Source organism: Actinomyces sp. oral taxon 175 str. F0384 (genome assembly GCF_000223355.1).
Taxonomy (GTDB): Bacteria; Actinomycetota; Actinomycetes; order Actinomycetales; family Actinomycetaceae; genus Actinomyces; species Actinomyces oris.
The window spans coordinates 267465-286340 of the sequence record NZ_AFUR01000007.1 but is presented as its reverse complement, the minus strand read 5'-3'; the positions used below and the strand labels follow the sequence as shown (position 1 = coordinate 286340).

12 protein-coding genes are annotated in these 18876 nt (G+C 72.5%); 10 read left to right on the top strand and 2 right to left on the bottom strand.

Annotation, left to right across the window (positions count from 1 at the left end):
* The 8 genes from HMPREF9058_RS12745 to HMPREF9058_RS12710 all read left to right on the top strand — a co-directional run.
* On the top strand, positions 1-932 hold a 932-nt coding region (locus tag HMPREF9058_RS12745; RefSeq protein ID WP_009407713.1), incomplete at its 5' end, for an iron ABC transporter permease.
* Positions 929-2191 (top strand): ABC transporter ATP-binding protein, encoded by a 1263-nt coding sequence (locus HMPREF9058_RS12740; protein WP_009407599.1) that lies wholly within the window; start codon positions 929-931, stop codon positions 2189-2191. The genes HMPREF9058_RS12745 and HMPREF9058_RS12740, both read left to right, overlap by 4 nt.
* A 530-nt stretch (positions 2192-2721) precedes the next feature.
* Complete coding sequence (locus HMPREF9058_RS12735; RefSeq protein WP_009407651.1) at positions 2722-3777, top strand: hypothetical protein; 1056 nt, start codon at positions 2722-2724, stop codon at positions 3775-3777.
* Between the two features lie 161 nt (positions 3778-3938).
* On the top strand, positions 3939-4430 hold the full coding sequence (locus HMPREF9058_RS12730) for a hypothetical protein (RefSeq protein WP_009407787.1): 492 nt from the start codon (positions 3939-3941) through the stop codon (positions 4428-4430).
* Positions 4431-4553: 123 nt separating this feature from the next.
* Positions 4554-4994 (top strand): YbjN domain-containing protein, encoded by a 441-nt coding sequence (locus tag HMPREF9058_RS12725; RefSeq protein WP_009407703.1) that lies wholly within the window; start codon positions 4554-4556, stop codon positions 4992-4994.
* Entirely contained in the window at positions 4994-5845 is an 852-nt protein-coding gene (locus HMPREF9058_RS12720; protein WP_009407492.1) for a hypothetical protein, read from the top strand. The genes HMPREF9058_RS12725 and HMPREF9058_RS12720 overlap by 1 nt, the downstream gene beginning before the upstream one ends.
* Before the next feature lie 390 nt (positions 5846-6235).
* Positions 6236-9271: a hypothetical protein gene (locus tag HMPREF9058_RS12715; RefSeq protein WP_009407623.1), complete on the top strand. Its 3036-nt coding sequence runs from the start codon at positions 6236-6238 to the stop codon at positions 9269-9271.
* A gap of 314 nt (positions 9272-9585) precedes the next feature.
* Entirely contained in the window at positions 9586-10452 is an 867-nt protein-coding gene (locus tag HMPREF9058_RS12710; protein ID WP_009407709.1) for a glutathione S-transferase C-terminal domain-containing protein, read from the top strand.
* Positions 10453-10506: 54 nt separating this feature from the next.
* Here HMPREF9058_RS12710 and HMPREF9058_RS12705 read toward each other — a convergent pair whose 3' ends face one another.
* Entirely contained in the window at positions 10507-11853 is a 1347-nt protein-coding gene (locus HMPREF9058_RS12705; RefSeq protein WP_043538410.1) for a DUF4921 family protein, read from the bottom strand.
* Between the two features lie 170 nt (positions 11854-12023).
* On the opposite strand from HMPREF9058_RS12705, the gene HMPREF9058_RS12700 reads away from it, so the two are divergent.
* Positions 12024-13634, top strand: coding sequence for a cation:proton antiporter (locus HMPREF9058_RS12700; RefSeq protein ID WP_009407698.1), 1611 nt, complete (start codon positions 12024-12026; stop codon positions 13632-13634).
* A 377-nt stretch (positions 13635-14011) separates the two neighbouring features.
* On the opposite strand, the gene HMPREF9058_RS12695 is transcribed toward HMPREF9058_RS12700, so the two are convergent.
* On the bottom strand, positions 14012-14671 hold the full coding sequence (locus HMPREF9058_RS12695) for a GPP34 family phosphoprotein (RefSeq protein WP_009407530.1): 660 nt from the start codon (positions 14669-14671) through the stop codon (positions 14012-14014).
* Between the two features lie 256 nt (positions 14672-14927).
* Here HMPREF9058_RS12695 and HMPREF9058_RS12690 point away from each other — a divergent pair, with 256 nt between their 5' ends.
* Entirely contained in the window at positions 14928-18599 is a 3672-nt protein-coding gene (locus tag HMPREF9058_RS12690; protein WP_043538409.1) for a DEAD/DEAH box helicase, read from the top strand.
* The last annotated feature ends 277 nt before the right edge of the window (positions 18600-18876 follow it).

The following is an 18876-nucleotide window of genomic DNA, read 5'->3' as shown; positions in this document are numbered from 1 at the left end:
TGCTGGTGGCGCCGATGGCGGTGCTGGTGGCGCGCTCCCTGCAGCGTGACGGCGCCTGGACCCTGGCGAACTACACCGACCTGGGCTCGACCGGCGGGCGCAGCGCCCTGCTCGTGACCGTGTGGGAGGCGGCCGCCAACTCGGTGGCCGTGGCCGTGGCGGCTGCGGCCATCGCCCTGAGCCTAGGGGTGGCGGTATGCCTGGTCGTCTCGCGCCGACCCCGCAGCCGGGCGCTGGCCCGGGTCATCACCGGGCTCGACGCCGCCTTCATGCTGCCGCTGGGCGTCTCCGCCGTGACGGTCGGCTTCGGCTTCCTCATCACCCTGGCGCGCCCGCCGCTGGCCCTGACCCGCTCCTGGTGGATCCTGCCGCTGGCGCAGGCCGTGGTGGCCGTGCCGCTCGTGGTGCGCACCCTGCTGCCGGCACTGCGCGCCATCGACCCGCGTCAACGCGAGGCGGCCGCTGCCTTGGGGGCCGGACCCGGCCGGGTGCTGGCGACCGTGGACGGCCCCCAGCTGCTGCGCGCCGGCGGACTGGCGGCCGGCTTCGCCCTGGCGACGTCGCTGGGGGAGTTCGGGGCGACGTCGTTCCTGGCCCGCCCCCAGGAGCCGACCCTGCCGGTGGTCGTCTACCGGCTCATCGGCAGCCCCGGCTCCCAGAACCAGGGGATGGCGCTGGCCGGGGGCGTCGTCCTGGCGGTGGGCAGCGCCGCCGTCATGCTCGGCTGTGAGTGGCTCCAGACCCGGCTCGGCCCCGGGCGGGGCGGGAACGCGGGCGCGGCGTCGAGGCCCGGTGGGGCGTCGGCGCCTCAGCCGGCTCCGCAGCGCGCGGTATCCGTGGACGCCGGTCGGCATGCGGCGGGCACGACGGGCGGAAACAACGAGACGGCCCGGTCGCGCGGGCCCAGGACGGACGGAGGCGAGCGGCCATGAGCCCGACTGCCAGTGACACCAGTGCTTCTGCGGGCCTGTCCGTGCGCGGGCTCGCCGTGACCTACGGGGACCTGCGCGCCGTCGACGGCGTCGACCTGGAGGTGGCCGCCGGGGAGGTCGTCGCCCTCCTGGGGGCCTCGGGCTCGGGCAAGTCCTCCCTGCTGCGGGCGGTGGCCGGCCTGGAGGATGTGGCCGCCGGCGAGGTCGCCTGGGACGGGCGGAGCATGGTGCGTGTGCCCGTCCACAAGCGCGGCTTCGGCCTCATGTTCCAGGACGGCCAGCTCTTCGAGCACCGCGATGTCGGCAGCAACATCGCCTACGGGCTCACCGGCCTGCCGCGCGCCCAGCGGGACGAGCGCGTGCGCGAGATGCTCGAGCTCGTCGGCCTGCCCGGATTCGAGCGGCGGCGCGTGACCACCCTGTCCGGCGGGCAGGCCCAGCGGGTGGCCCTGGCCCGAGCCCTGGCCCCGGCGCCGAGGCTCCTCCTGCTCGACGAGCCCCTGTCCGCCCTGGACCGGGCCCTGCGCGAGCAGCTGGCCACCGACGTGCGCACCATCCTGCGCCGGCGCGGCACGACGGCGCTCTACGTCACCCACGACCAGGACGAGGCCATGACCGTGGCCGACCAGGTCGGCGTCATGGAGGCCGGCCGCCTCCTGCGCCTGGACACCCCCCAGCGCCTGTGGGCCGACCCCGGAACCAGCAAGGTGGCGCGGTTCCTGGGCTTCGACGTCGTCGGCGACCTCGCCCTCGCCCCCGGCGCGCTGCGCGTAGTGGAGGCCGCGGCGGGGGAACCGAGAGAGCCGGGGGAGCCGGACGGGCCCGCGCAGACGGAGATACCGGCGACACCGGAGACCCTGCCGGCCACTCTGCCGGCCACCGTGCTGGCCTCGCGGCTGCGTCGCGGACAGTGGGAGGTGGAGGTCGAGCTCGACCCCGAGCGGCTCGCCGCGCTGACCAACGTCACCGAACCATCAGAGCACGCTGAACCGGCTGGACGCGCTGAACTGGCTGACGTGACTGAATCGGCTGAGTATGCCGATCTGGTTGGGCTGGCCGAATCAACCGGACCGACTGGTGCTGGAATCAAAGCCGTAGCTGAGAGGCATGCCGGGCGGGTCGATGCTGGCGCGGCGGTCATGGCCGGTACTGCCGGCAGCTGTGAGCCGGCCCGTGCCACCGCCCTGACCCGACGCCCCCACGCGCCCGGGGCGCGCGTCGCCCTGAGCCTCGACCCCGCCCGCACCGCCCGGCTGTAAGACACGGGTGCGGAAGCCCCGTCGTCGCGGTCGTACCTTGTGTCTCGGGATCGAGGGTTAAGGGCACGATCTCGCGACCTACCCTACGACCGCGCGGTTCAACGCCGTTGGGCCACCTGCCGATCACGGAAAGGTCTCGCCGTGCGCGCCAGCAGGGCGGATCGCGCCCGCAGTGACGCCGTGATCCTTGTCACTTGCTGGCGTTTCCCGGCTTGCTCCGGCACGGCCTCCACCAGGACTTTTCTCCCGTGTGGCGCCGCCGTTGTGGGCGGGCGAGAAGCCATAGCGTCGGAGGAATGGCAAGGGGGAGTCCTGCCCGGATGTCGAGCCTGGCGATGCCAAAAGATCACGAACAGGTCGCAGTTGAAGTCTCCAGTTGAGTAGCATCCACAGTGCTGGCAGCCGTGGGCGCCTCTGCGCTGGGCTCGTGCGTCGGCGTTGTCGCCGGCCCCGGGGTCGCGTGTCTCCATCCTCGGCAATCGGCGCCTTCCTCAGTGATAATCCCGATCCTCCACCGCAAGGAGCCTGACATGTCCGCCTACGTCCGCTACTACCGGCGGCTTCAGGCACTCACTCAGCGCCTGAGCACCTACCTGGACCGGTTGGAGGCTCGCGCCCGGGAGTTCGGCGTCAGCTCGGCCCGCACCGCGATGGAGATGCAGATCACCGACCCGGCCTCCGTCTCAGCCTTCCGCTCGGAGGTCGAGGCCCAGATCATGTTCCTGCACACCAAGGCCCAGCGGGTCTTCGCCAAGCACTTCGCCCCCTTCCTGGACATCGACGCCGACCTGTCCATTGATGAGGACCGTCAGCTCTCCGCCCGCCTCCAGGACGCGGCCAACCTCGTGGGCAGCTTCGAGGTGCGCCTTCGCAACATCATCGAGGAGGTCTTCGCCCCCGGCCGTGCCGAGCAGGCCCGCGAGGAGTGGAACCGGGCCATGACCGACTGGCGCCAGGCTCAGTTCTCCTTCACCTGCGACAAGTGCGGCGACCCGGTGCCGCTGCCTGAGCTCTACCACATGCCGGTGTTCATCACCTGCCCGCGCTGCAAGTCGCGCGTGGCCTTCCAGCCCACCGAGGCCATGGCGGCCGCGCCCACCTGGGCCAAGGAGGTCGCCAAGACCACCTGCTACGCCGAGTGGCAGAAGTCCGAGTCGGAGCAGGCCGCCGAGGAGGGTGTGGGCCTGGCCTTCTTCTACTACGTCGACTACGCCATCGCCCACCACCTCATGATGAACCGGCTGCTGCCCTTCTACGTGCGCTCCCAGGGCGGCCAGGAGGCCCTGCGCCGCGACGTGCGCAAGGCGCTGGAGACCCGCACCCACCAGCTGCGCCCCGACGAGGTCTCCCCCCAGTACCACGCCATGGAGTACGTCAACTTCATGGGCGGCCTGGGCCGCTCGGCCCAGATCCTGGGCCAGGAGGGCCTCGAGGACCGCCGCGAGCTCATCCTGCAGACGGTGCGCGACATCATGCGCCCCGACGAGCCCCTGGCCCGCTCCATCCTGGACAACACCTTCACCGAGGAGCTGTGGAGCCAGCAGGCCCATGCCGCCGACCAGCTCTCCTGCGAGGTGCCCCGCTAGCGTTCCCACCCGCCGTCCGCCCGGCCTGGCACGCAGGCGGCGCGCAGACGGCCCGAGCCCGACGGCGCATCGCGCGACTCCTTCGCCGTCCCGTCGGCCTGTCAGCTCTTCGTCCCCCGGGCGGCCCGACGCCGCTCGGAACCGTTCCCGAAAGGACCACCATGGTCGGCTTCCGCAAGAAGTCCCAAGACAGCGCCTCCTTCTCCCGGTCATCCGGTGCTAAGGCGGACGGGAGAGCGGGGGCCGTCTCCTCGGGTGCTGCTCAGCGCTCCCGCACCGGGCGCACCGAGCCCACCGCGCGCGCAGGCAAAGGGCGACGCAGCCCGGCCGCCGGCCGCCGCGGGTACAAGGCCTCCGAGCAGATGGACTCGCGCTGCCTGACCCTGGCCGAGTCGGCCTCCGGCGTCCTGGGGCGCTCCCTGGACCAGGCGCTGGCACGACTCCCGGAGGGTCCCGGCGCCCCCGCCGCCTCCCGGGGCCCCGCCGGACCGGCGGGCGCAGCGGGCCCGGCTACCGGGAACCGCCCCGACGCCGTCGGCGCCCCGCGCTCGACTAGGGGCCGGGGGGCTTCAGCGGGTAGCGTGCGCAGCACACAGGCCGGCGCCGGCCAGGTCGACACGGTCGCGGACATCGCCTCCGACATCGAGTTCTGACGGCCCGCCCTGCGCCTGAACCGGCCCCGAGCCGGCTCACCAGCTGCGCGCCGCACCCCCAAGCGGCGCCATCCGCACCGAATCCGCATCACGTCCCGCACCGGGAAGGAGGCGAGAGATCCCATGAGCGCCCAACCGGCTCTGACCCTTCAGCGGGTCGAGACCTGGCTGTCCCAGCACGACATCACCGCCGGCCCCGAGGAGGACGGCGCCGTCTTCATGGGCTTCCCGGGCTGCGACATCGGCGTCTACCTGCATGACGAGGAGGACGCCCTCGTCGTGGCCGGCATGTGGCGCGGGCGCCCGGCGGCCGAGCGCCTCGATGAGATGCGTGCCTTCATCGATGCCCAGCACCGCTCCACCTACGGCCCGGACCTGGCCGTCACCCCCGCCCACGACCCCGGCCACCTCCTGCTGAGCACCCAGATGGTGGCCTACGTCGGCGCGGGCATGAGCCAGGCCCAGCTCGACGCCTTCATGGATATGGGCCTGGGCATGACCCGCGCCTTCTTCTCCACGGTGGAGGAGCGCTTCCCCGAGCTCGTCACCTGGGAGGAGGACTGATGGCCTGGTGGAATCAGCCGGAGGGGTCGGTGACCCCGACCGTGACCCTCAGGCGGCTCGCCGCCTGGCTGGCCGTGCGCGGCCACCGCTACGACCTCGATCTGTCCGAGGGGGTGGTGCACTTCTCGGTGGCCGGATTCGACTACGTGCTCATGGTGGTCGACCGCCGGATCCTCGCCGTGCGCGCCCACCACCGGCTCGCCGCCACCCGGCCGGGCTCCGCGGAGCTCTCCCGGGTGCGCGCCGTGGCCCAGGAGGTCTCCAGCGGCCGGCTCATCCCCGCCTTCTACACCGAGGTCGACGACGCCGGCCTGAGCCTGTGCGCCGAGGTCCTCACCAACATCGGGGCCGGGCTCGACGACGCCCAGCTGGCCGGCACCCTGGACTTCATCCTCGACGGCGTCGATGAGGCCCTGCGCGAGGTCCTCGACCTTCTGGCCGCCCAGGACGCCGCTGCCGACAGCCGGCCCGACGCCGGGACGGAGGCTGAGAGCGCGCCCCGGGCTGAGAGCGCGCCGGAGACCGTCGGTGAGATCGACACTGAGGGAGAGGACGGCGGGGCGACCGTGATCGCCCTGCCCGATGCGCCCCGGCCCGCCCGGGCCGTCGGCGCCGTCGACCCTGCTGAGGTCGCGGGAGGAGGGCCCACGCAGGTGAGCCAGCAGGCTCCTGCGGTGGCGACGCAGGGCACGGCTGCCGGCATGGCTGCCGACACAGCTGCCGGCATCGCCGACGCGACGGTGGAGATGGCCGCCGTCGTCGACGGGCCGGGCCCCGCAGCCCCGAGTGATGCTGAGGGCGGAACCGGGTCTGAGACAACCGACACCCCCAAGCCCCTGCTCGTGTCCTAGCGCGCGCCGGCCTCGCCGACGCGGTGCGGCGGCATCCGTTGGAAATACTGGAGTGACGGGAGTCGGCGTCGGGGAGCCCGGTCCTGGGGCCGGCCGGTGCGGTCGGAGGGTACCCGCCTCCGACATGCCCCGCGGCCGAGTTGCCGCTGGCCGTTGCAGTAGCGGATTCTATAACTGTTCGGTAACACTGGATGTCGGACAACCGCCCTCTGGACGAAAGGAGCCCGCTATGCCCATGCCGCCGTTCACCGGTGAGCGGTGCGGGATGACGCTCCACCCACGGCATCCCTGGGGTCGGCGGAGCGCATTCCGTGCGTTCTTGCAGCACACGGTGGAAGCCTTCGCCTCATGACGGTGCAACGTCAGGCTCCGCCCGGAAGGACAGACTCCATGACCACACGCGAAGACATCCTCGAGCGTCTGGCCTACGCCGATGCCCTCGGCCACGGCCCCCAGACCTCGGCCCTCATCGCGGAGGCCGTCAGCTGGGCGGACGCACTGGGCGACGAGGACCTGCGGATCGCCACCCGGCTGGCCCTGACCGAGGCCTACCAGCAGGGCAACGAGGCGTGGAAGGCGCTGGCGCCCTTCTCGTGGAACCTCGGCCGCTACCAGCGCCGCCCCGAGGCCTTCGACGACGCCCAGGTGCGCACCCTGCACTGGCACTTCAAGTGGGCGGTGGCCGTGGCGGGCGCCAACCCCAGGGTCTCCAAGGACAAGGTGCGCCAGCTCGAGGCCAGCCTCGAGGAGTTCTACCGCTCCGGGGGCGCCTCCATGCACGTCGTCCACGGTGAGCGCGCCTCGGTCGCCGGCCTGCTGGGTCTCGAGGAGGAGGCCGCCGAGGAGCTGGCCGCCTGGCGGGCCACTCACCGCGACGAGAACGCCGACTGCGAGGGCTGTGACCCCATGCGTCAGGTCGCCTTCGCCTACCGCACCGAGGCCTGGGAGCTTGCCGTGGCCACTGCCGTGCCCGTGCTGACCGGCGCCGTCAGCTGCTCCGTGCAGCCCCAGACCACGCAGTCCCTCGTGCTGCTGCCCCTGCTGGCCTCCGGTCGGCCCCGGGCGGCCTGGGAGGCGCACCTGCGCTCCTACCGGGAGATCCGCCGCAACCCCAAGGCCCTCATCTCCCTGGCCTATCACCTGGAGTACCTGGCCCTTGTGGGGCGGGTGGACCGGGGCCTGGAGCTCCTGCGCCGCCACCTGTCCTGGCTGGCGCAGGCCGAGTCCGCCTATGTGCTGCTGTCGGCTCTGCGCGGCATGAGCCTGGTGCTGCGCGAGGCCGAGCGGGCCGGCCGCGGTGAGGAGGCCCTCGGCGTCGAGGTCCCGGCCGCCGACCTGTGGTACCCGCTGCCGGGACTGGAGGCCTCCACCACCATCTCGCGCGTCTACGCCGAGATGACCGGCTGGGCCCGGCGCCTGGCCCAGCAGTTCGACATGCGCAACGGCAACTCCACCATCTCCGACCACCTGGAGCGTTCCCTGGCCCGGGCCGCCTTCGATGCCGCCCCTGGCGCGGTCCACGGGCTGGGCGTGGAAGTCGACCTCCTGGAGCCCTCCGAGGAGCTGCCCGAGGCGGCCCAGACGAGCCTGACCGTGGACGAGGACGGCGCTGCGCCCGACGTCGCCTCCCTCCTGGGCCTCGTGGCCGACGACGACGGCCTGGTTCAGGAGCACGCGCCCCGCCCGACGTCGTCGAGCCAGGAAGCGGCCGGCCGACGAGCCCGCGCCGCCACCAGCCACCAGAGCGGCGACGCGCCCTTCCCCCTGGTGGACCTCGTGCGGCCCCGGCCGGTGCGCAACGGCGAGGAGGCGGTGCGTCGCTACGTCGACCACCGCCGCACCATCGGCTCCTCGACGATGGACTACTGGTACGTCGTCGACCAGGTGGCCACGCGCGACCTGCTGCCCCCGCGCGGCGAGGAGATCCCGGGACTGGAGTACCACACGGGACTGCTGCGGGCCGCCGCCATGACCTGCCGCACCGAGATGGATGAGGCCATCGCCGAGCGCCTGCGGATCCGCCCCCTCATCGAGCTGGCCTTCGGGCCGCTGGGCGCCTACTACGTGGACCTGCTCAACCTCGACAACGAGATCACCGCCGACTCCATCGCCGAGCTGTCCCAGGACGTCGTGCGCGATGAGCGTCTGCAGCGGGCCACCTCCCTCATCGGGCAGATCGAGGCCCAGGTCGAGGACCTGGTGTCCACCGAGCTGCTCGACCCCGGGGGCACCGATGCCCTCGTTCTGGCCGCCGACGCCCTGCTCGTGGGGGCCTCGGTCCTCACCGACCTGCACGCCAAGGACGAGGCGCTCGGGGCGATCCAGGTCGTCGCCCGCGCCGCTGAGGCCGTCCCCGAGGACCGTCATGCCGAGCGGATGGAGGACATCCTCGACATGGCGCGCGCCGAGGTCCTGGCCGAGTGCGGCGACGTCTACAACGGCTGCCTGCTGGCCGAGGAGGTCATGCGCCGCCACGAGAAGGTCTCCCCGGTCCTGGCCGCCCGCGGTCGGCGCCTGCTGGGCATCTCCTCGATGGAGGTGGGCCAGTTCGACGAGGCCATCGCCCAGTTCCGCGAGCAGGCCAACATCATGCTGGCCGCCGGCATCACCCTGTACGCCGTGGCCTCCCTGCTGTCCCTGGGCTCGGCGCTGGAGGCCTCCGAGCGCTACCTGGAGAGCGCCGAGGTCCTGGAGTCCGCGCTGTCCCTGGCCCAGCGCACCGGGGCCAAGAGCGTCGCCCTGTACCTGCACCGGCTCCTGGCCCAGACCGGCATGGCCATGGGCGAGGAGGAGAGCGTCGCCGAGCACTCGCTGGCCGCCGCCCGCATCCTGCAGGAGCAGGGGCGCCGGGCGCTGGCGGGGGAGTACCTCTCGCATGCGGCGATGGCCGCCTCCAACCTCAAGGACAATGTGGGCGCCGCCGCCCTGTTCCGCCAGGCCGCCGACCTGGAGGACACCCGCACCGACCAGGGCTGCCTGGATCGGGGGCGGGCGCTGCGCCGCTCGGCGCGGGCGCTGGTGGACGACCTCACCCTGCCCATGGCCCGGGGGCGGCTCGACGAGGCCCGCCAGATCATGGAGGAGGCCCGTCAGGCCTTCGCCGGCGTGGCCGACACCGAGGGCTACTCCTCGGCCTGGGAGATCGGCGACTGGCACGACGACATGGCCTGGATCCTGTGGCGCACCGGCCAGAACTGGCAGGCCGTCCAGCACTGCGAGTCCGCCTACGACGGCTACATGGACACCGAGGACCGCGACTCGGCCTCGCGGGCCCTGTGCATGCTGGCCCGCCTGCACGCCGAGCGCGGCGAGCGCGATGAGGCCCTGGCCGCCTGCGCCCGCGTGCGCGACCTGCTGGGCGAGCCGCACTGGGACGGGCATGACGCCCTGGAGTTCGTGGCCTCCGTGGAGGAGACGCTGCGCTGACGTGAGGCGCGGGCTCTGCCGCTGTTGCCCCCGGCCGGGGACATTCCGCGCGGCCGGGTGCGTGTCCTTCCAGACGGGGGCGTTCGACGCCGTCGGGGACCGGAATCCTGTCTCCGAACGCGCAGGATGTCCCCGGCCGAGAGATGGTGCACCCCCACGCGCAGGATGTCCCTGTCGAGTGAGGCCTGTCGTCGTTGTCGGGCGAGAGGTGCGAGATTCCGCCCCGTGAGAATCGGGTGACGGTGGCCGGCGCGCGAGGAATGATTAGCCGTGGGCATCACGACCCCTCGACCGACCCCTCCGGGAGGCATCCCTTGGCCATCGCAGTCTCACACCGATTCTCACCCAGCGGCGACCTTCCCGTGGAGGTGGGGCGCTACCGACTCGTGGCGTCCGGGGCCTGCCCGTGGTGCCGCCGCGTCCTCATCGCTCGGCGCCTGCTGGGCCTGACCGAGGCGATTCCCGTGTCCTGGAGCTACGGCAAGGGCGCGGACGGGTACTGGGAGCTGACCGGCCCCGACGGCGAGCCCGGCGTGGATCCGGCGCTCGGCGCCCGCTCCCTAGCTGAGGTCTACGCGAAGACCCCCGGCTACGAGCCTCCCCCCACCGTCCCGGCCCTCGTGGACACCACCACTGGCCAGGTCGTCAGCGATGACTCCGGTGACCTGCTCTTCGACCTGTCCACCGCCTGGTGGGACCTCCACCGCGAGGGCGCCCCGGACCTCTATCCGCTCGACCGCCGCAACTCCACCGACGCCTGGGACGCCTGGATCGGCTCGCAGATCAACGTCGGCCACGCGGTGGCCACCCACTCCCAGGACCCGGAGAAGGCCGCGGCGGCGGCCAACGGCGTCCTCGTGGGCTTCGACGTCATTGACACTCTCCTGGCCCGGGCCACACGGATGGAGGCCTCCCGCGAGGACGGCCTGACGATGCTCGACGGGCCGGCCCTGTCCGCCGTCGTCGCCATCGGCCAGTACCTGTGCGGCGACAAGCCCACCGGCAGCGACATCCGCCTGTTCACCACCGTCCAGTCCTACGAGTACGGCGGGCGCCAGCACTACCCCGGCGGGGAGGCGCCGTCGATCTCCTTCTGGCCGGCGCTGGCCCGCTGGTTCCGCGCCCTGGAGAGCCGTTCGGGCTGGGTGGGGCCCGAGGAGCGCAGCGCCCTCGGCTGCTGAAGGCTGCGTCGGTCCGGCGCTGGGCCGGCGACGGTCCCCCGGGCCTGCCGGCTGCTACGGCCGGGCGGTGAGGACCGGGTTGTACAGGAGCCGGTTGGGCGCCGTCGGGCACTCCTCGCCCACGGCCATCGGCGCGATGAGCCGGTCGGCCCGCAGGTCCTCCAGTCGCGCCACCACACGGTCGCGCAGCGTCCACGGGTCGATGGTGTTGAGGTAGATCTTCGTGCCGCCCTCGAAGCCCGCCAGGGTGGAGACCCGCCACTTGAGCGTGATGTGCCAGGGCATGGGCTGGTCCACGTCGAGCGGCTTGTGATGCCACTCCTCGTTGCTGGGCACGTCCGCGCCCGTGGCCGCGTGCAGGGCGTGCACCAGGTCAGAGACGGCGTCGACCTCCTCGCGGCTCATGAGCCACGGCTCGGGCATGGCCGACGTCGAGTACACCTCCAGCGTCGGGTAGCGGTGCCCGAACCCGGCGAAGGCCACCGCGTGCTCGTTGCTCGCCACGAGCAGTCCCTGGTAGGCGGCGTAGTCCACTGCCATCTCGTTGTACAGGTTGGGGTTGGCCCGTACCTTCTGCAGCTCCAGCTGGCTGGTGACCCCGCGCTCGTCGATGCCCACCAGCTGCTTGTGCAGGTGGTCGAAGCTCGCCCCGGCCGGCCGCAGCCAGTTCTGGAAGACGGCCACGTAACGCACCCACCGGTTGGCCTCGTACAGGCTGTGCATCGCATGGATCGCCAGGCGCGTGTAGGCGCGGTGCTCGGCCACGCTCAGCGTCCCCGAGCCGGCCAGGCCCGTGGTGTCGTGAGCGTCGTCGATGAAATGGCGCCGGCCGATGATGACGTCATGGCCCCCGGCGAAGAAGGCCGCCAGGAAGGTGTGGCGGGTCCGCTCGTCCATCGAGTCCCAGGAGTCCGGGTCCGCGCCCGCGGCCGCCAGCTTGGTGCGAGCCACCCGCTCCACGTGCTCGACGCCGACCGGGTCAGCCAGGTAGGCCTCCATGCGCTCGCGGGCGGCGTCGGGGATCTCGTAGCCGTGGTTGATGTGCCAGTAGTCGAAGGAGAGGATCTCGAAGAGGTTGGGCACCCGCCGGAACTCGGCCACCGTGTCGAACAGGGCGGAGGCGGCGACGGCGTCGAGGCGCTCGAAACCGCCGTCGGCCCCGCGCACGACGCGCGCCTTCTCCGGAGGCGTCTCCAGGTAGCGCGCTGAGCAGAAGGCGCAGCTGCGGGTGCGGTCGGCCTCCTCCAGCGGGCGGACCTCTGCCACCGGGTGCGAGATGGGCCGGTTGGCGCGGCCCGGCACGGTCCACACCTCGGTGCCGGTGAAGGGACTGATCTGCTTGACCGTCCCATCGGCCAGGCGCGTGAGTGGTTCGGCGGAGGGAGAGTACGGCATGAGCATGCTTCCATTGTGACGCCTTGTGGCGGCTCGCGCGCCCGGTAGCCCCGACAGTGGGCCCGGCCGGCCGAGGTCGGGGTAGTCTCACAGGCTCGTGCGGACCTGCGCCGGACCCGGCCCTGCGCCCCGCACTTCCCCCATCCCCCGCACCCGACTGGAGACAAGGAGACGATATGGCCGAGGTCTTCACCTCCCTGCTGCTCATCGTCGCGGTGGCCTTCGTGGCGCCGCTGATCTCCTGGACCATCCCCAAGCGGCTCGTGCCCGAGGTCGTCCTGCTCATCCTGGGCGGGATGCTCATCGGCCCCCACGGCCTGGGGCTGGCCGTCGAGGACTCCTCGATCGAGCTGCTGCGCGAGCTCGGCGTCGCCTTCCTCTTCCTCATGGCCGGCTACGAGATCGACATCAACGAGCTGCGCGGGGCGGGCGGGCGCCATGCCGCCATCGCCTGGCTGCTCTCACTGGGGCTGGCCTTCGGCGCAGTCAGCGTCATCGGGGTGACCGGAGGGGCGGCGTCGGCCAACGGCATCGCCATCGCCACCGCCATGACCTCCACGGCCATCGGCACGATCCTGCCGATCCTGCGCGACCGCGGCCTGCTGCCCACGGCGGTGGGCGCCTCGATCCTCAACCACGGCGCCGTCGGCGAGGTCGGGCCGGTCATCGTCATGGCGCTGCTGCTGGGATCGCGCTCCACCTGGGCGAGCATGGTGATCCTGGGCGTCTTCCTCATCATTACCCTCCTCATCGTCCGCTTCACCAGCCGCGTCAAGCGCGTGGGACGCCGCCTGGTCGAGGCCATCCACCTGGGGGCCTCGACGACGGCGCAGACCACCATCCGGGCCACCGTCCTGCTCCTGGTGGGGCTGTGCGCCATCGCCGCCATCTTCGACCTCGACGTCATCCTGGGGGCCTTCGCCGCAGGCTTCGTCCTGCGTCACGCTCTGCCCGAGGGGGATGCCGAGTTCGAGGAGAAGCTTGACGGGCTGGCCTACGGGTTCTTCGTCCCGATCTTCTTCGTCACCTCCGGCATGGGCATCGAGGCCGGGCTCGACGCCGGAGACCTGGTCAACCTCCTGGCCTTCTTCGTACTGCTGGTGCTCGTTCGGGGCGTGCCGGTGTGGCTGGCCTCCCGGGCGGAGCGCCGCAGGGACGGCACGCGCATCTACTCGATGCGCCAGAGCCTCCAGATCGCCGTCTACTCGACGACCGCCCTGCCCATCATCGTGGCTGTCACCCAGGTGGCGGTCAGTGCGGGGGCCATGTCGACCTCCTTCGCCTCCACCCTCGTGCTGGCCGGGGTGCTGTCGGTGCTGGTCCTGCCGGCCGCCGGGCTGGCGCTGGGCCACCGGAGCGACCACGTGCCGGCCAACGAGGTGATGCGCGTGGTCCAGGGGCCGGCCGCCCCCGACGGACGCACCCCCGAGGAGGCCACGGCCCCGGTCGGCGAGCAGGTCTCGGAGCCGCGCCGACCGGCGTCGCCGCCCAGTGGTATCAGGCTGCCGGCGGGGGAGCGCACCGCGGCGACAGGCGTGAGGCGGCCGGCGCAGCCCGACCTGGTGGGCCTGCCCGACCTGCGCGAGCAGGCGACACCGGCGATGGCGCGCCAGGCCGAGCTGGGGATGCACGCCCGAGGGCTGTCGCTGGAGGAGTCGCACCGCCTGGCCGCGCGCCTGGCCGAGATCGAGCAGGATCACGCCCTGTGGCGCGAGCGCTGGCACCGCGCGCGCAAGCACGGCGGCACCTCCCGGGCGGCCCGCCGTCGTCGGCCCCGCGGCGAGTGACGGCCCCGGCCCAGCCCTAGTGGCGGCCCCGGCACCGGCCTTCACTGACGGTCCCAGCCTCTCGTCTAGCCTCCTGCCCGTCGTCGTGTCCGTCCTCCCGCCGACCCCCGCCGACAGGGACATCTCACGCGGCCGGGGACGTTCCGCTCCAGCGGGGGACATGGTGCGCGTTCGGTGACAGGATTTCGGTCCCCGACGGCGTCGAAGGTCCCCGCCCGGAAGGACACGCACCCGGCCGCGCAGAATGTCCCCCGCCGCATCCTTCGTCGTGCTGCGCCAGGGGTGGTGTCCCCGTCTGCGCGGAATGTCCCCCGCGGCGCGGAATGTCCCCGACGGGGCCGGGGTGGGGGCGGTGGTGCCCGGAGAGCCGGTCCCGATCAGCTCGACGAGGCCGCCGCAACGCTCCCGGCGGCGATGATGGCCATCGTCACGGCCTCCACGGCCCGCTGCACCGCGCGCCCCACGGGGCTCTCCCCCGCGAGCTCCTTGATCCGGCGCTTGAGCTCGCCGCGGCTGAGACCGGTCTCCTGCTGCGGCAGGACGGTCGGTGCGACACCAAGCGCCTGCAGGATCGACAGCAGGGCGACGTCGGAGGCGGTCGGCGGCTGCACCCCGCGCAGGGCGGCGTCGATGCGGGCGCGCAGCTGCCGCTCGGGGACGGGGTCGAGCGTGGGGTAACTGGGGTGCAGCGAACCGAACAGCCCGCCGGTGTGGATGCGCACCACCCCGGCCGCCTCCAAGGACTCGGCGATGTGGCGGGTGGGGTTGAGCTTGCCCCACGACACCAGGGAGGAGAATCGCTTGCCGTCCTTGGCGGGCAGGATCTCCAGGGCCCGGTCCAGGACGGGGTGCCCGGTCGGCTCGGCGCTGACGATGTAGACGCGGGGGCTGCGCTCCTCGGTCAGGCTGATACGGCCGGCCAGCAGCAGATCGGTGAGTAGCGCGCCGGTGAGCCCGTAGGCCGGGTACGTCATGCGGCTCTCCGGCTTGCCGGAGTCCTTGGTCAGCAGCAGGAACAGCTCTTCACAGGTCAGCATCGCGTTCATGAATCCAGTACAACGCACCGTCATCGGAATGTGATCCACCCGGGGTGCGAGATCCGGGACCGACCTGGCTCCTCCTCACGGGGGAGGCCTCCACCCGCGCGTCCGACCGGGCTACGGCCGGTCGCTCACCCCATCCCTCACCCGGCCCCACGTGACCGGGTGCGAGACCGGCGCCGTTCGCGCCCAGCGTGCGATCAGCAGCCGGACGGCGCCCGAAGTTGTCGTACCGCGCGTTTAACCTGGGGTCATGGCTCGCGCGATTCGGCATGACGACTGGCCGGTGGAGCTCACTGATGACCAGATCATCAGTCGGGTCGGCCACCGGGCCTTTGAGCGCGGCCTGGACTATGCGCGCAAAGGGCGGGTGCGGGGCATCAGCGTCGCCGGGGACGGGGACATCATCAGCGCCCAGTCCAAGGGCTCGGGCGCGCACACCTACCAGACCATGGTCTTCCGTAAGCAGGGCGCCCGCAGCGCCCCGGCATCCTGGGCCGGCACCTGCTCGTGCCCGGTGGGCAGCAACTGCAAGCACACGGCCGCCCTGCTCATCACCGCGCGCGCCCTGGCGCAGGCCGAGCCCGACGTCGCCGCCCCCTCCGGCGGGCCCGCCCCCTGGGAGAGCCGGCTGGCCGACCTGCTGCAGGTGGAGCGAGCCCCGCGCCGTCGGATGGCCCTGGAGATCATCGACGACCCCGGCGACATGTGGGGCACCCCCGCCGGCCTGTCCATGCTGCCGCTCATCGAGGGCAAACGCGGCTGGAACCGGCAGGGCGCCGCCTGGAGCCAGATCGTCTCCGGGGGCCTGGACGACGACGTCGACCCCACCGTCATGGGCATCCTGCGCGAGCTGGCCGGCATGGCCGGCGGCTACGGCTTCTACTACGCCGACGACCGCCTCTCCCTGACGACCGCGCCCGCCCACGTCTGGGATGTGCTGCGCCGCGGGGTAGCGGCCGGCCTGACCCTCACCACCGCTCAGCGCCATGGCATGCCCGTCTACCTTGCCGACGGGCTGCGCGGCGGCATCCACCTCACCCGGGAGGGCGACGGCGACATCGCCATCACCCCTGCCCTCGAGATCGACGACGTCGAGGAGCTGCGCCGCCTCCAGGTCCCCGGACTGCGCCTGAGCTTCTCCCTCATGCCGATCGGCGACCCGGTCCACGGCTTCTACACGTGGATGCCTGGGCGCGAGCTGCTCCTCATGCCGCTCGAGCCGCGCCCCACCGAGGCCCTCTCCCGGGTGCTGCGGGGCGACGGCGAGGCCATCACCATCCCGGCCGGGGACGTCGAGCGTTTCGAGACTGAGCACCTTGAGGCCCTCACCCGGGCGCTGCCGGTCCTGTCCGCCGACACCTCCATCCGCATGCCCCGCCCCACGACGCTGCGCGCCGCGCTCGCGGTCCACGTCGATACCGCCGAGCACCACCTGAGCACCGAGTGGTCCATCCGTTACGTCGGGGAGGACGGCGAGGTCCGGAGCAGTCACGCCCTGCCCGACCTGGCCGCGGCGGCCGAGGGCCGCGTTGAGGACAGGACCGCCGGCCGGGACATTGAGGGGGAGACCCGCCTGGCCCGCGAGGTCCTCAACCACCTGCTGCCCCTGGCCGGGCGGCACCCGGCCCTCTGGCAGCCCCTGGACCTGCGCGGCATGGACACGGCCCGTTTCATGACTGAGACGCTGCCGGTCCTGCGCGAGCTGGAGGCCTTCGATATTGAGGTCGACGACGACGTCCCCGACTACCGCGAGGCCGAGGCCGCCCCGGTCATCACCACCAGCGTCAGCGACGACGAGGACCGTCCCGACTGGTTCTCCCTGTCCGTGCGCGTCCACGTGGGGCAGGAGGAGATCCCCCTTGCGCTGCTCATGGCGGCTGTGGCCACCGGGGAGCCCGAGGTGCTCCTGGAGTCGGGCACCTGGGTGAGCATCGACCGCCCGGAGATCGAGGCCCTGGCCCGCCTCATGGAGGAGGGCCGCGAGCTGGCCGACCCGCAGGCGCAGGGCGAGCTGCGGGTCAGTGCCCTGCACGCCGGCTACTACGAGGTCCTGGAGTCACTCGGCGTCATCGAGCGGGCCACGGCCCGCTGGAAGGAGCGGGTCGGGCGGCTACTGGAGCGGGCGCGCGCCGCCGAGGCCGCGGCTGAAGCGCCTGGTGGACGGTCCGTCGAAGGCGACGACGTGGGCGGCACCGCTGAGAGGACCGGTGAAGGGACCGGCGGGGCGGCCGTGCCCGAGGGGATGCGGGCGACGCTGCGCCCCTACCAGCTCGAGGGCTACCGGTGGCTGGACTTCCTGCGCCAGGCGGGCCTCGGCGGGGTCCTCGCCGACGACATGGGACTGGGCAAGACCGTCCAGGTACTCGCCGCCGTCCAGCGACTCATCGAACAGCGTGAGGAGACCCAAGGGAGCGAGCCGACCAGCTCCGGCGACCCCGGTGAGCCGGAGGGGACCGGGCCGGTGCTCGTCATCGCGCCGACCTCCGTCGTCGGATCCTGGGTGGAGCAGGCCGAGCGCTTCTGCCCGGGGCTGCGGGTCCGGGCCGTGAGGCGGACCGCCGCCAAGCGTGAGGAGACTCTGGCGCAGATCGTGGAGGGCTGCGACGTCGTCGTCACCTCCTACACGATCGCGCGCCTGTGCGAGGAGGAGTTCATCGCCCAGGACTGGGCCTGGGTGGTGTGTGACGAGGCCCAGTTCGTCAAGAACCACACCTCGGCCACCTACAAGGCGGTGCGGCGGCTGCGGTCGCCGTCGACCATCGCGATCACGGGCACGCCGCTGGAGAACTCGCTCATGGACCTGTGGGCGCTCATGAGCATCGCGGCGCCGGGGCTGCTGCCCGACCCGGAGCGCTTCGGGCAGGTCTACCGCAAGCCGATCGACCGCGGGGACGCCGAGGCGCTGGGGCGGCTGCGGCGCAGGATGCGTCCCTTCCTGCTGCGGCGCACCAAGGAGCAGGTGGCCGCGGACCTGCCGGCGAAGACCGAGCAGGTCCTGGCGGTCGAGCTGGGCGCCAAGCACCGCAAGGCCTACGACCAGCGCCTGGCCCGCGAGCGGCAGCGGATCCTCGGGTTGCTGGAGGAGGACACCGCCCAGTCGCGCTTCATCGCGCTCAAGGCGCTGACCACCCTGCGGCAGATGGCGCTCGACCCGGCGCTCGTCGACGGCGAGGACGGGATGGAGCCTGAGACCGCCGAGAGCGCGGGTGGTGAGGAAGCCGGCGAGGCCGCCGGCGGGACGGGCGGTTCCGGCAGGAGGGCGGCCCGCGGCGCGAAAGCCGCGAAGGGCAGGGATGCCGGCGCCCCCGCAACGGGCCGTAGGGGACCGGGGAGGCGGCCGAGCCCGTCGGCCAAGGTCGAGGTGCTGGTCGAGCACTTGGGGCCGATCCTCTCCGAGGGGCACCGCGCCCTCGTCTTCTCCCAGTTCACGCGCTACCTCTCCGGTGTGCGCGAGCACCTGGAGGCCACCGGTGTGCGAACCGCCTACATGGACGGCTCCACCCCCGACCGGCAGAAGGTCATCGACGCCTTCCGGGCCGGCGAGGCCGACGTCTTCCTCATCTCCCTCAAGGCCGGCGGCTTCGGGCTCACGCTCACCGAGGCCGACTACGTCTTCCTGCTGGACCCGTGGTGGAACCCGCAGGCCGAGGAGCAGGCCGTCGACCGCACCCACCGGATCGGCCAGGACAAGCCGGTCATGGTCTACCGGCTCGTCTCGGCCGACACCATCGAGGAGAAGGTCATGGCCCTCAAGGAGAAGAAGGCCGAGCTCTTCGCCCGGGTCGTCGAGGGGGCCGGGGAGACTGAGACTGGCGGCGAGGGTGCTGGTGCCGCCGGTGGTGCGGATGCTGCGGCGGGCTCGGGCGGACTCAGCCCGGCGGCCCTGACCGCCGCCGAGATCCGCGAGCTCATCGAGGGCTGAGGCGCTCGACGTCGTCGGGCGTGGCCTGGGCCCGCCGTGCCCAAGCAACTGCGCTGCGGCCCCCATCCGGTTGTGCCCGGGCGGGGGCTTTCTGCGTGGCCGGGGACATTTTCTTCTGGTCGGGGGCATGTTGCGCGTTGGGGGACGGGATTGCTGTCCCCGACGGCGTCGAATGCCCCCGCCCGGAACGACACGCACCCGGCCGCGCGGAATGTCCCCGGCCGGGAGTGATGGGGTGGCGGCCGGTGGCAGTCTGCACCTCCTCCCCGGTGTCCTC